The organism is Caproiciproducens faecalis, from assembly GCF_019448085.1.
In the GTDB taxonomy this organism is placed as follows: Bacteria; Bacillota; Clostridia; order Oscillospirales; family Acutalibacteraceae; genus Caproiciproducens; species Caproiciproducens faecalis.
In genome coordinates this window covers 113,235-125,342 of sequence record NZ_JAGFNZ010000001.1, presented here as the reverse complement: position 1 = coordinate 125,342, position 12,108 = coordinate 113,235, and the positions used below count along the sequence as shown (strand labels likewise).

The 12,108-nt window shown below is 48.9% G+C and carries 15 protein-coding genes; 2 read left to right on the top strand and 13 right to left on the bottom strand.

The window, feature by feature from the left end:
- Positions 1-23 precede the first annotated feature (23 nt).
- Positions 24-1,406 carry an APC family permease gene (locus J5W02_RS00625; protein WP_330659640.1) on the bottom strand — a complete coding sequence of 461 codons (1,383 nt, stop codon included), beginning with the start codon at positions 1,404-1,406 and terminating at the stop codon, positions 24-26.
- A gap of 72 nt (positions 1,407-1,478) precedes the next feature.
- Positions 1,479-2,495 (bottom strand): putrescine carbamoyltransferase, encoded by a 1,017-nt coding sequence (gene ptcA / locus J5W02_RS00620; RefSeq protein ID WP_219938518.1) that lies wholly within the window; start codon positions 2,493-2,495, stop codon positions 1,479-1,481.
- Positions 2,496-2,843: 348 nt separating this feature from the next.
- Here ptcA and J5W02_RS00615 point away from each other — a divergent pair, with 348 nt between their 5' ends.
- Positions 2,844-3,608 (top strand): helix-turn-helix transcriptional regulator, encoded by a 765-nt coding sequence (locus tag J5W02_RS00615; RefSeq protein WP_219938517.1) that lies wholly within the window; start codon positions 2,844-2,846, stop codon positions 3,606-3,608.
- Between the two features lie 53 nt (positions 3,609-3,661).
- Here J5W02_RS00615 and J5W02_RS00610 read toward each other — a convergent pair whose 3' ends face one another.
- The 3 genes from J5W02_RS00610 to J5W02_RS00600 all read right to left on the bottom strand — a co-directional run bounded on the left by J5W02_RS00610 (position 3,662) and on the right by J5W02_RS00600 (position 5,569).
- The gene (locus J5W02_RS00610; protein WP_219938516.1) at positions 3,662-4,087 is read right to left on the bottom strand and encodes an aspartate carbamoyltransferase regulatory subunit; all 426 of its coding nucleotides are present in this window, start codon (positions 4,085-4,087) and stop codon (positions 3,662-3,664) included.
- On the bottom strand, positions 4,080-5,000 hold the full coding sequence (gene pyrB, locus J5W02_RS00605; RefSeq protein WP_219938515.1) for an aspartate carbamoyltransferase: 921 nt from the start codon (positions 4,998-5,000) through the stop codon (positions 4,080-4,082). Before pyrB ends, J5W02_RS00610 begins: the two co-directional genes overlap by 8 nt.
- 335 nt (positions 5,001-5,335) lie before the next feature.
- A complete protein-coding gene (locus J5W02_RS00600) occupies positions 5,336-5,569 on the bottom strand; it encodes a hypothetical protein (protein ID WP_219938514.1) in 234 nt (77 codons plus the stop codon).
- Positions 5,570-5,734: 165 nt separating this feature from the next.
- Between J5W02_RS00600 and J5W02_RS00595 the strand changes: the two genes are divergently transcribed.
- The gene (locus J5W02_RS00595) at positions 5,735-6,205 is read left to right on the top strand and encodes a pyridoxamine 5'-phosphate oxidase family protein (protein WP_219938513.1); all 471 of its coding nucleotides are present in this window, start codon (positions 5,735-5,737) and stop codon (positions 6,203-6,205) included.
- A gap of 1 nt (position 6,206) precedes the next feature.
- On the opposite strand, the gene J5W02_RS00590 is transcribed toward J5W02_RS00595, so the two are convergent.
- From J5W02_RS00590 to J5W02_RS00555, 8 genes are all read right to left on the bottom strand, one after another.
- The gene (locus J5W02_RS00590) at positions 6,207-6,572 is read right to left on the bottom strand and encodes a DUF4180 domain-containing protein (protein WP_219938512.1); all 366 of its coding nucleotides are present in this window, start codon (positions 6,570-6,572) and stop codon (positions 6,207-6,209) included.
- Between the two features lie 196 nt (positions 6,573-6,768).
- Positions 6,769-7,515, bottom strand: coding sequence for a precorrin-2 C(20)-methyltransferase (gene cobI / locus J5W02_RS00585; RefSeq protein WP_219938511.1), 747 nt, complete (start codon positions 7,513-7,515; stop codon positions 6,769-6,771).
- Positions 7,508-8,326 (bottom strand): ABC transporter ATP-binding protein, encoded by an 819-nt coding sequence (locus tag J5W02_RS00580; RefSeq protein ID WP_219938510.1) that lies wholly within the window; start codon positions 8,324-8,326, stop codon positions 7,508-7,510. The genes cobI and J5W02_RS00580 overlap by 8 nt, the downstream gene beginning before the upstream one ends.
- Complete coding sequence (locus tag J5W02_RS00575) at positions 8,319-9,326, bottom strand: FecCD family ABC transporter permease (protein WP_219938509.1); 1,008 nt, start codon at positions 9,324-9,326, stop codon at positions 8,319-8,321. Before J5W02_RS00575 ends, J5W02_RS00580 begins: the two co-directional genes overlap by 8 nt.
- Positions 9,313-10,221, bottom strand: coding sequence for an ABC transporter substrate-binding protein (locus J5W02_RS00570; RefSeq protein ID WP_255575497.1), 909 nt, complete (start codon positions 10,219-10,221; stop codon positions 9,313-9,315). Before J5W02_RS00570 ends, J5W02_RS00575 begins: the two co-directional genes overlap by 14 nt.
- Before the next feature lie 44 nt (positions 10,222-10,265).
- Positions 10,266-11,069: a sirohydrochlorin cobaltochelatase gene (locus J5W02_RS00565; RefSeq protein WP_219938507.1), complete on the bottom strand. Its 804-nt coding sequence runs from the start codon at positions 11,067-11,069 to the stop codon at positions 10,266-10,268.
- Positions 11,042-11,359, bottom strand: a complete 318-nt coding sequence (locus J5W02_RS00560; RefSeq protein ID WP_219938506.1) for an energy-coupling factor ABC transporter substrate-binding protein — start codon at positions 11,357-11,359, stop codon at positions 11,042-11,044. Before J5W02_RS00560 ends, J5W02_RS00565 begins: the two co-directional genes overlap by 28 nt.
- Positions 11,356-12,108, bottom strand: coding sequence for an energy-coupling factor ABC transporter permease (locus J5W02_RS00555; protein ID WP_219938505.1), 753 nt, complete (start codon positions 12,106-12,108; stop codon positions 11,356-11,358). The genes J5W02_RS00560 and J5W02_RS00555 overlap by 4 nt, the downstream gene beginning before the upstream one ends.

The following is a 12,108-nucleotide window of genomic DNA, read 5'->3' as shown; positions in this document are numbered from 1 at the left end:
GTTAAATTCCTTTCGAATTATATTTACTTGATATTCTGAACCGATTCCTGCTCACTCACTTTTGAAGACCTGCGGCAGATGATTTCACCGATTGCTATGGCAATCAGCGTACCGACCAGGAGCGGGCCCTTTGCGGAAAGCTCATCCGCGGAAGTGTTCAGCGGTACGCAGGACAGTACGATGGAGATAATCAGCAGCACCAGTGGAGCAATGACCATCAGTCTTAGCTTTAACGCTCCGCCGGAAACCTTAAACGGTCTTTCTCTGTCCGGGTCGATTTTTCTCAGCTTCAGGAAGGCCGGGAACATAGGAATGTAAGACATTAAAAGAGTAATCACGTTCAGGGCGAAGAAGCTCCAGAACAGATCCTGACTCGGCAGGAACGGTGCGACAACGACCAAAACGCTTGCCACAATGCCGTTCATGACGGCGGCTCCGGTAGGCATCCCGGTTTTCGCGCTTTCACGGGCAAAGACTTTCGGCAGACTGCCGTTCTTTGCCGCGTAATCCGCCACATAGTTTACCCCGTAGGACCAGGACACCATATTGCCGAACAGAGTGACCAGAAACAGGATGGCTACTATGATAAGGAACGCTCCGCCGCCTTCACCGAGGAGAAGCTGGAAGCTGTCCATCAGGCCGCTGGAGGTGCTGATCTGATCCGCCGGCAGGGCGACGCCGATACCGAAGGAGGAGAAAATGTAAATGACCGCAATAGCGATACCGCCCGCAATAATTGCCTGCGGAATCTGCTTTTTCGGGTTCTCCATATCAGAGGCAAAGGACGTAATGACTTCAAATCCCATAAAGTTGAAAAGGATTACGGAAATATAGGAAAGACTGTTCAGATCAAGTGAAGGCAGCATGGACTGAACCGTGTATTCGTTGGCCGCGCCGCGGGTAGCCGCAACATAGATTCCCAGCCCGCCCAGCGCGACGGCAATCAGCACTTTAATAAATGCGGAAAGGTTCAGCACCCATTTGCTGTCGCTGACACGCGAAAAGCTCAGCAATACGACAATCCAGATAAACACCAGTTCAATCAGGATACTGGGCAGAACGCCCATTTCCGAACCGGTGATAAAGTTGATGGTTGACGGGAACATGACGGCAAGCGAAGCCATCCAGAGCGGGAAATTCACCCAATAGTACCACGCGACCCTGGAGCCCCATTTGTCACCGTAAGCCCTGCGCACCCAGTCGTAAAGGCCGCCTTCATCGTCGTAGGTGGTTCCAAGCTCCGAAGCAATCATGCCGTAGGGTAAAAGGAACGCGACGATGAGGAAAATCCACCAGAAAAATTGGGAATTTCCGATTGCCGCCGCGGGCGCCGCCGCTTCCGCAACGAACACAACGCAGATTACCGACAAAATGGCGTCAAACAGTTTAAACTTTTTCTTTTCCACAAAAATCACCCCTATGTTTGTTATGTTCTACCAAAACAGGTACCTTTATCTTTACGGCTCCTCCGCCGTTTTTTAAAAAATTCTGTTCGCCAAAAACTCTTCCAGCTCGTTTTTCGCGGCCGCCGCCTTATATTCGTTAACCGGCTGAGGATTCAGGAAGTAAACAAGCAGTGCGCGCATGGCGGTCAGTCTGTTTTCCGCCTCGTCAAATACAACGGAGCAGTCGGAGTCAATGACCTCGTCGGTTACTTCCTCGCCCCTTGTCGCGGGCAGGCAGTGCATAAACTTAACATGCGGGCTCGCCAGCGCAAGCAGTTCTTTGTTCACCTGATATTTCGGCATAAAGATCTTTAATCTTTCTTCTTCGGAAAGCTCCGCTTCATACAGACCGTACCAAACATCCGTGTAAACAAAGTCCGCGTCCTTTAAAGCTTCCTTCGCATCTTCTGTAATCAGGAAACTGCCGCCGGAAACCCTGCAGTTTTCTTTTGCAATGGCAATATGGTTTTCTCTGAGCTGAAAGCCTTTCGGCCCGAACTGCACGAATTTCATACCCAGCTTGGTGCAAAGGAAGCAGAGGGATGCGCAGACCTGAGTGGCGTCGCCCACGAAGACCACCTTGCAGTCCTCCAGCTTTTTACCCTGTGGCAGATGCTCCAGCATCGTGATGGCGTCGCCCATTTCCTGTGTGGGATGATTGTAGTCGGACATGCCGTTAATCACCGGAATGGTGGCGTTCTTGGCAAGGTCAACAATCGTCTTGTGCCTTACGACTCTGGCCATTAAAATATCAACCAGTCTGGAAAGCACGCGTGCGGTGTCTTCGATTGTCTCATGCCCGCCCAGCTGAATCTGCCCGGGAGCCAGGTACTGTGCGTGGCCGCCGAGCTGCTCCATTGCGGTCTCAAACGAAACTCTGGTTCTGGTGGATGACTGTTCAAAAATCATACCCAGTGTTTTGTTCTTTAAAAGCGGCGGATAATATCCGGCTTTCACACATTTTTTAAGCTTCAGCCCCAAATGGATGATATCCATCAATTCTTCTTTTGTAAAGTCCGTGGTGTCGACAAAATTCTTCATTCTCGCCATGGTCTCATTCCTCCAAATCATGTTTTACTGTGCCAAAAGAGAACCCTCTCTTTCGGCTGCGACTTTATTATAAGGGTTTACCCGCCAAACAAACAATTACTCTGCGGTATAACACCCTAAAAATCACCTGTTTACACTGAATATCACCCGTTCGGGTGATATTTTGTTGGAATCCCCAAAAGATCAGGAATTCAAATTGTACATCATTATCATGAATTATAACGATAATATGCAGCTTTCACAAAAATCCAAGCAGTCTTTATGGGTCTTGACATGACTTTTATTTTAGAATATTATATAAAGGGTTATTATGCTTAAAAACTATATGAAGGGAATGAGTTGGAAATTATGGCCGAATTATCACATGATGAGTGGTGTCAAATCAACCACATGATCGCCAATATCTACAGCTGTAACAACCTTGTCGCGCTGCGGGGGGATTTCCTGGAAAGAATCAGAAAGCTTGTTCCTTATCAGAAAGCGTTTTTTGACCTTGGCGACAGCAAAGGAGACAATCATATATTCTTTGATCCGATTGCGGTGGATATGTCGGACGCAAATCTGGACAGCTACTACCACCACTTTGAGTCCCTGGATTACGCCGTGTGGGCGCTTTCCCAGGACGCCCCCATCGTGTATCGGGACACGGACCTGCTGCCGGACGAACTGCGGGAAAAATCGCTGTTCTGCAATGAATGGCTCAAGCCCATGGATGTTTTTTACTGCGGCGGTTCCAGTATTGTAGAAAGCGGCACGCTGTTCGGCTCCGTAACGCTGATGAGAAACAAAAAAACCGGTGATTTTACCGACCATGACCTGGAGGTGTGCAATATTCTGAACGATCACCTCTGCAGACGCTTTCGGCAGATCTTTCCAAACGGAATCAGCTATAAGGCTTCTACCTCTCCTCAGAGCGATATGATGACGAAATACCGGCTGACACAGCGGGAGTACGAAATTCTGCAGCTGCTGAACATTGGCATGCACAACAGCGAGATCAGTGAAAAGCTGTTTATTTCCGACAATACGACAAAAAAACACGTCGCTCATATTTTTGAAAAACTGAACGTCTCAAACCGGTCCCAGCTGGTACGGGTCGTTTGCGGAAAATAACAAAACCTCTGCCGCAGCCAGTAACGCTGCAGCAGAGGTTTTTTTCCGTCCGGTTACTTATCCTGATATTCCTGTTCGCAGTAAATACAGCGGTACTTTTGGGTATGATCGTCGGTAAGATGGAATACATGGTCAATTTCCTCTTCCACACTGGTAATGCATCTTGGATTTTTGCATCTTATCACATTTTTGATGACTTTGGGAAGCACCAGCTGCTTTTTTTCTATGATTTTCCCATTGTCAATGATATTGACGGTAATGTCATGGTCGATGAAGCCCAAAATATCCAGATCAATATCGACCGCGCCCTCAATTTTAATAATATCTTTTTTACCGAACTTACTGCTCTTTGCGTTTTTAATGACCGCAACGCAGCAGTCCAGATTGGCAAGGTGCAGCAAATCGTATATTTTCATACTGCTGCCCGCGCGGATGTGATCGAGTACAATTCCTTTTTCAAGGCTGTCAATATTAAGCATGTTCCACCTCCAGAAGCGTCATCATCAGTGCCATCCTCACATAGACCCCGTTTTGAACCTGATCGAAATACGCGGTCCGGGGGTCGTCGTCCACTTCCAGCGCAATCTCGTTTACACGGGGCAGCGGGTGCAGGACGGCCATGTCCGGCTTCGCGTTCTTCATTTTTGCCGTTGTCAGGATATAGCTGTCCTTCAGCCGGATGTAGTCCTCTTCATTGAAGAAGCGCTCCTTCTGCACCCGGGTCATATAGAGAATATCGAGCTGTGAAATCACGTCCTCTATGTTCTCCACTTCCTCGTAGGGGATGTTCTGCGCCTTCAGAACATTGTCGATGATATAGTCCGGCACCCTGAGTTCTTCTGGCGAAATGAGAACGAAGCGGATGTTTTCATATCTGGAAAGAGCCTTAATTAAAGAATGAACCGTACGGCCAAATTTTAAATCGCCGCACAGTCCAATTGTTAAATGATTCAATCTGTGTTTTTTCGCCCGAATAGTCATTAAATCCGTCAGCGTCTGCGTCGGATGCTGATGTCCGCCGTCCCCCGCATTGATGACCGGTATTTTGGAATAATTGGAAGCTCTGAGCGGAGCGCCTTCCTTTGGGTGGCGAATGGCACAGATATCGGCATAACAGGAGACCGCACGGATGGTGTCGGCTACGCTCTCGCCCTTCGCGGCGGAGCTGCTGTCTGCAGAAGAAAAGCCTAATACACTGCCTCCCATATTAAGCATTGCAGCTTCAAAGCTTAAACGGGTGCGTGTACTAGGCTCATAAAATAAAGTGGCTAATTTTTTTCCGGAACAGACCTGAGAATAATCTTTGGGGTTTTCGGCGATCTTGTCGGCCAAATCCAAAAGCCGGTCAATTTCAACAACCGATAGATCCAGAGGGTCAATCAAATGTCTCATAAATACCTCCACGCTTCCAATTTACCCGGATTCCCTAAAAGAAGCACACCTTGAAGCGGATTCAAAGTGTGCCCTGAAGCTCAATACAAACGGATAAATTTTATTTGTTAGTATACACTACCGTTGAGCCCATGTCTATGGTAATAATGGATAAACACAGCCAATTTTATAAAATATTAATTATCATATTTATCTAATCGTCAGAAGATTAAGCGGCTCTGTCCGCAAGCCTGTTGCGTATTTCCGCTGGACAAACACCACATGATTGCATAAAATAAAGTCACGCAGAGGATTCTGAAATCGACCTGCGTGACTTGTGAAAAAACGGCTAGGGATTATTTGCTTTTGTTCTGCCTTGATTTCTGATTCAACTGTTTTGCCTCTTCCTCGCTGCTGGTTCCGTAACTGCTGGAGCTGGAACTCGAACCGGAAGTTGCGGACTGTTGATTCAGCTGTCTGGTTTCCTGCAGGCTCGGGTCAGTAGAATTGGAATAGCTTGACATATTGCCCTGTTTCGCTTTTTGATTTGCTTTCTTTGCATCATTCAATTCTTTATCCTCGGTAAACATTTTCAACATCTCCTGTTTAATTCAACTTTTTTAATCGGAAGTCCGAATTTCAGCGGCTTCCGAAAGTATTTTGCCCATTGAACGGCTTTTTACAACAGGATGTGGTGAATTTTTTAAATATCTAAATACGCATTAAAATTTTTAAATTAAACGGAGGTACTGATTATGAGAAGACAGGACAGAGAAATTACCGACCCGCGGAAAATAGACGAAATCATTTTGGCCTGCGACTGCTGCCGGCTGGGGTTCGCCGATGAAAACGGAGTTTACATTGTTCCCCTCAATTTTGGATACGCAAGCGCAGACGGCAAAAGAAGCTTCTATTTTCACGGAGCGAAAGAAGGCAGAAAAATCGATTTGATAAACCAAACCGGCCGCGCCGGCTTTGAGCTGGACACAAAGCACGAAGTGACCGGCGGTGAAACGGCGTGCGACTATTCCTTTCGCTATCAGAGTGTGATCGGTCAAGGAACGGTCAGCCTTTTAACCGACGCTGAGGAAAAGAAAGCCGCCCTGCAGCTGATTATGGCGCATTATTCCGACAAAAGCGACTGGGCCTTCCCGGATACCGCCGTCAGAGCCGTTGCCGTCTTTCAGCTGAAAGTGTCCGAGCTGGCCTGTAAGGAGCATTTATAAGTCATACTTTGCTTAATTTCTCCAATGCTTTTTCTTCGGTTGTTACAAAGAAAATATCCTTTCCCCTGTTGCTTTCGTAAATGAAATCCTTTAGGGGCTTACTGGTGTATTTTGAAAAATCACCGTAGACCGCAAACTTCACATGATAATTGATGAATTTCTGGAGGATGTCACCCGCCAGACCCGTACTTAAAATAAAGAATTTTTCATCAATCGCCTCTTTATTGACTGTCATGCGGCGGCATCCCGTTTCATACTGTACAGACATCATCCAGTCCAAAGCGGACTGTGCATCGGAGATAAACGGTTCCCCACTGTTTACCGCCGCAATTTTCACACCGTTCTTCTCTTTGATTTGAGTATTCATATTGTTCCTCCTTAAAAATGTCTGTCACGATTCCTGATTTCTGTGTCAGTATACCACAGAATAGCCGCTTTGACGATTGCCTATAGCTTTAAAAGCCACGGGTTCTACAAAACAAATAAAGCGATAGAAGAACTCCCGATATAGTCATATCGGGAGTTCTTTACGGAAGCCCGGCTCGTATTCCCAATTTGAAGGACTATTTCATCATTTTTACAAGGAGATCATAATTTTCCGGACATTCCTTTTTCATCTTTTCCTTTACGATAACAATCGTCAGATAGCCGCTTTGCGTATCCAGATTCTCCAGTCCGGTGCTGACCGTTTCGTTTTCCAGCCCGCAGTTTGATACGGAGTAAATTTCCAGCCTGTCGGCTTCTTTGGACTCCATCAGCAAAGCTTTCAGCTCATCCAGCTTTTTTCCGGACTTCATATAGACTTTCGTTCCCTTTAGCTCGAGGGTATGGCTTATGTCATAGGAAGCGGGAATAATGTGAATTTCCTCCCGGTTGTCCCCCAAGGAAATTCCAAGCGCTGCCGCAGCCGCGCAGAAAGACGGCACTCCGCTGATAATGACGGCCCTTCCCCCGCTTTCCAACACCCGGCGGTGAACATAGCTGTAAGTGGAATACACGCAGGGGTCGCCGATGGTGAGAAACGCCACCGTTTTGTCCGCCTGCAAAAGCCCGTTTATTTTATAAAATATTTCATCATGCGCCTTTTTTAACAGCGCGTGATCCTTAATCATTGGAAAAGGAAGGCAAAGGATTTCTTTTTTCTCTATTTCGGGATATGCCTGTTTCACGATCTGATAGGCGTAACATTCTTCCCTTGTTTTCCCCGGCAGGATAATCACATTGCTTTCCCCGATCCGCCGCAGCGCCTTGACGGTGAGAAGCTCGGGGTCGCCCGGACCCACTCCGATTCCGTATAATATTTTACCCATCGTTTTCTGAGCCTTTCTGAATGATATTGAAAGAAGGGGGCAGGGAAGTTTTCTGTTCAAAATAAAAGTGCTTTTTCCCTTCGTGATCGACGAAACTCTGCGCCGTGATCTGAAACACCTTTTCGATAATCCCGCTGCTCTGGATTTCCTGCGCAGTTCCCTTCTCCACGATTTTCCCGTTCTGCATCACAAGGATGGAATCCGAAACGCGCATTGCCGTGTCCAGATCGTGCAAAACCGTTACCACCGTTTTCCCCTGCTCTTTCAGCTGCTCCATCAGGTGCAGCAGCTCCAGCTGATAGCGGATGTCAAGATAGGTGGTCGGTTCGTCGAACAAAAACACATCCGTTTCCCCCGAAAGCGCCATTGCAAGATATACCTTTTGTCTTTGCCCGCCGGAAAGCTCATCCACCTTTTTGTCACGCAGCGAAAGGATTCCGATTCTCTCCATTGCTCTGCGGCAGCACTCGTAATCCTCTTTCCCGTAATGTCTGGGATAGGAAAGATAGGGGAACCGGCCGTGCAGCACCATTCTGCCGACGGTTATGGCGCCGGCGGTGTGACTTTGCGGCAAATAGGAGACCTGCTGCGCAAATTTTCTGTCCCCGATTTTCTCTCTGTTTTCCCCTTTCAGATACACCGTGCCCTGCTGTACCTCACAGAGACTGACAATGGCCTTCAGCAGAGTGCTTTTTCCGCTCCCGTTGGGCCCGATGATGGTGGTAATCCGACCTTTTTCAAACTCCGCGTTAATATTGCTGATGACCGGTACTTTTCCATAGCCCGCGGAAACGTTCTCGAGCCTAAGCATTGCGGTTCCTCCTTTTGCGGTGGAACAGCAGCCAGATAAAAAACGGCGCGCCCACAAAAGATAAAATAATGCCTACCGGCAGTTCAAACGGTGCAAAGCACGTTCTGGCTATGGTATCGCAGATCAGTAAAAACAGAGCGCCCAGAACCGCGGAGGAAAGAATAAAATCCTTCGATTCCTCTCCCACCAGAAACCGCGCGATATGGGGAACGATGAGTCCCACGAACCCCAAAAGGCCAGCAAAACTGACCGCCGCACCGGACAGGACAGCCGCCAGCATCAGAAACAGGAAACGGTAAAAAGAAACCGGCAGTCCCAGCGTTTTTGCCGTCTCTTCCCCCAGCGACAATATTTCCAGCTCGTTATGGAAAAGAAGCACCGCCACAACGGCGACGATGACAAGGATGGACGCAAATTTCAGGATATTGGCGTTGACTCCGTTCAGCCCGCCGATCTTAAACGCGTTGGCCGCAATCAGCGATTCCTGACTAAACGTATTGACCGCATCCGTTGCCCCGCCCAGAAAGCTGTTGATGGCTACGCCCGCAAGGATCAGCGTTATTTTGGAGGAGCCTGTCTTTTTGCCAAGGTAAAAAACAAATAAAACAGTCAGAAAAGCCCCGGCAAACGCCGCAGCCGGTAAAGCAAGGTACGATTTCGGCAACAGAACGCCGCACAGAACGGCCGCAAATCCGGCCCCGGAGTTTACCCCGATAATGTTCGGCCCGGCGAGCGGATTGTTCAGAACGGTCTGGATTACCGCCCCAGCCACCGCCAGAGCCATTCCGGCAATGACAGCACCCGCAACCCGGGGCAGGCGGACATACAGGATGATCCGTCCGGCAGCCGTCAGTTCCTGTCCGGAAAACAGCTCCCGAAAATCCGTGAGGGTAATTCGCGACGAACCGCCCAGAATTCCTACCACGATCATTAACAGGAGCAGGAGCAGCATCAACCCTATTCTTTTTTTTGCCCTGATCGATTGTCTACTTTTTTCCATACAAATCGTCCGCTAATATCTGATAGCTTTCTCCCCAGCGATTATTTGGCTTTAAATGAAACAGTTCCTTCGGCAGCACATAATAGCGGTTTTCCTTAACCGCCGTCAGCCCGCTCCACGCGGGATTGGAAATCAGAAGCTGATTGACCATGCCGAGCGCGGCTTTCTGGGATTCCCCCATCGTCGTCACAAAGATAAAATCCGGGTCCGCGGCTACAATCGCCTCCATACTCAGGTCGTCCAGCAGACTGCTCTTTTGGTCGGCAATATTCACGCAGCCCAGATCCTTCAGCATCTTGCCCGTCATACTGTCGCTGCCCTTGGCCTTTACCCCGGTGGAATACGCCCGCAGAAACAGCACCGTCGGATTACTGCCGTCCGCCCTTGCGGTTTGTTTCCGAATCTCCGCCTGCAGCTCCGCCACATTCTTTTGATACAAATCTTCTCTTCCGGTAATGTCGGTCAGAATCTTCATCATTCTTCCATAATCCTCAAAGGTCTCCACCTTGAAATACGCGGTTTTAATCCCGGCGCTTTCCAAAGTCTCCCTCAGCTTGACATGCTCTGAAATTGTGCCGGACAAAATCACAAAATCAATTTTATTTGCAATCATGCTCTCCATGTTCGGGGTGTTGAGTTTTCCCAGGTTGAGCATGCCGTCTTTTATTTCTATCGTACCCTTTGCGTCATCCGTATAAGCCGAAACGGTTCCCCCGGCCAGCTGCCAGGCGTCCGCGTAGCTGGCGGACAATACCGCCGTTTTTTGAGGGTGCTCTAGTGTTACCTGATATCCAAGGTCGTCGGTGAAGGTAACGGCGCTTGCCGCCGAAGACGGCGAAGGCGCGGATTTAACTGAGTTGGTTTCTATTTTCCCGCATCCGCAAAGAAGACACAAACCTAATGCGAACGCTATTATTTTTCCTGTTGCCTGCATATTTTTTACCCGATAGCCTCTCTTAAATGATGGATGTAGATATTACGGATGCTCTCGTATTCCCCGATTCCTTTCAGGACGCATTCCGGTTTATAACCCTCTGCTCTCAGTTTCGACGCAAAGGAATCCTTTTCTCCCGCCATATCGTTGACCGCATGGTCGCCTGCCACCAGCATAAACGGCAGCACCAGCACGCGTTTTCTTTTTTCCACGGATGCGTTCATCCGTCCGATCACGTTCTCAATTGTAACGGTACCCTCCACCGTAGCTATGTAGATTTCTTTCCCGGAACGGGCTCTTAACTGCTTTTCCAGCTCCTCGTAGCTTTTGTCCGCTTCGTGAGCGGAACCGTGACCCATCAGTACTACCGGGTCGTTTCCAGCCGTTTTCCCGATTTCCTGCCACAGCGCTCCGGCGACAAGGGGATAATCTTCTTCATTGCCTAAAAGCGCACGGGCTGTTCTGATTTCAGAAAACAACTCGCTGCATTCTTTTATTGTACACTGCATTTTGCTGTTTTCAACACCGTCAATCACATGGGTTGGCAAAACGGCGGCGTTGGTGACTCCGTCGCGGGCCATCTGCCGCAAAGCCTCTTCCACATTGCTGATAACGATGCCGTCCCTTTTTTTCAGGACGCTTCTGACGATATTACTGGAATACGCCTGATAAACCGCCCGGCCCGGGAATGCCTCCCGAACCGACTGAGCAATTTTTTCAATATTTTTCTCTCTGGTTTCCCGGTAAGTGGTTCCAAAGCTGACAATCAGAATTCCCTGCTTCATTGGTTTCCCTTTCCGTTTGTCCATTTTTTGCGTTCTACCAGCCGTCCCATTACAAAGGCAATCACTCCGACCCCGATGCCCGTCTGCAAGCAGAACAGAAGGCTTTCCACCTCGCCGGGCAGCTCGCCGTGAATCGCGGTTTCCAGCACCGGCGTGAACCAGGGCTGATAGTTTCCGGCAATCTGCTCCACCATGCCGCTGCCCGCGTCGTCGGAGCCGCCGAATTCAGCGCCTTTTAGAGCAAACAACGGAACAAACATCATCAATACCGCCGCAATGATTAACCCAACCACTGTTTTTTTCGTCCTGCTCATTTTATCTCCCCCAAATCCAGTTTCAGCATTTTCAATTCCGGGTCCGCGTAAGTTTTGAGCGCGATCATAATGAGAACCGTCAGGATTCCCTCCAAAACCGCAAGCGGCAGCTGCGTCGGAGCAAATACGCCGAGGAATTTGACGGCTGAAGCCATAATTCCTCCCTGTGCGGAAGGATAAGCGATCGCCAGCTGAACGCTGGTAACGCAGTAAGTGAACAAATCCCCCAGAAAAGCAGCAAGAAAAATGCCAAAATACTGATTTATGTTCAGCTTTTTGCAGAGTCGGAAAATTCCGTAGCTTAGGAGCGGCCCGGCAATCGCCATGGAAAAAGTGTTGGCTCCCAGCGTGGTGAGTCCGCCGTGAGCAAGCAGAATCGCCTGAAACAGCAGGACAATAATGCCAAGGATACTGACGGCGGAGGGCCCGAACAAAATTGCGCCGAGCCCGGTTCCCGTCATATGGGAGCAGCTGCCCGTTACAGACGGAATCTTCAGGGAGGAAATTACGAAAATAAACGCGCCCGCCATAGCCAGCAGCGTAATGTTCTTTCTGTTTTCCTTCAGCTTCTTATTGATCGAAAGGTAACCCGTTACCAGAAAAGGAATGCACAGCACTCCCCACGCAATGCAGTACTGCGGCGCAAGGTAGCCCTCCATAATGTGCATGGCATAGGCGTTCGGAGTAACCCCCAAAACCACTGACAGAGCCGCCACTGATCCAATCAGCTTTTTCTGCTTTGTTGTCAT

Excerpts from the sequence above, each read along its gene's own strand:
- ptcA (WP_219938518.1), bottom strand. The coding sequence starts at position 2,495 with ATGGCGAGAATGAAGAATTTTGTCGACACCACGGACTTTACAAAAGAA.
- J5W02_RS00615 (WP_219938517.1), top strand. The coding sequence starts at position 2,844 with ATGGCCGAATTATCACATGATGAGTGGTGTCAAATCAACCACATGATC.
- J5W02_RS00610 (WP_219938516.1), bottom strand. The coding sequence starts at position 4,087 with ATGCTTAATATTGACAGCCTTGAAAAAGGAATTGTACTCGATCACATC.
- pyrB (WP_219938515.1), bottom strand. The coding sequence starts at position 5,000 with ATGAGACATTTGATTGACCCTCTGGATCTATCGGTTGTTGAAATTGAC.
- J5W02_RS00600 (WP_219938514.1), bottom strand. The coding sequence starts at position 5,569 with ATGTTTACCGAGGATAAAGAATTGAATGATGCAAAGAAAGCAAATCAA.
- J5W02_RS00595 (WP_219938513.1), top strand. The coding sequence starts at position 5,735 with ATGAGAAGACAGGACAGAGAAATTACCGACCCGCGGAAAATAGACGAA.
- J5W02_RS00590 (WP_219938512.1), bottom strand. The coding sequence starts at position 6,572 with ATGAATACTCAAATCAAAGAGAAGAACGGTGTGAAAATTGCGGCGGTA.
- cobI (WP_219938511.1), bottom strand. The coding sequence starts at position 7,515 with ATGGGTAAAATATTATACGGAATCGGAGTGGGTCCGGGCGACCCCGAG.
- J5W02_RS00580 (WP_219938510.1), bottom strand. The coding sequence starts at position 8,326 with ATGCTTAGGCTCGAGAACGTTTCCGCGGGCTATGGAAAAGTACCGGTC.
- J5W02_RS00575 (WP_219938509.1), bottom strand. The coding sequence starts at position 9,326 with ATGGAAAAAAGTAGACAATCGATCAGGGCAAAAAAAAGAATAGGGTTG.
- J5W02_RS00565 (WP_219938507.1), bottom strand. The coding sequence starts at position 11,069 with ATGGACAAACGGAAAGGGAAACCAATGAAGCAGGGAATTCTGATTGTC.
- J5W02_RS00560 (WP_219938506.1), bottom strand. The coding sequence starts at position 11,359 with ATGAGCAGGACGAAAAAAACAGTGGTTGGGTTAATCATTGCGGCGGTA.
- J5W02_RS00555 (WP_219938505.1), bottom strand. The coding sequence starts at position 12,108 with ATGACAACAAAGCAGAAAAAGCTGATTGGATCAGTGGCGGCTCTGTCA.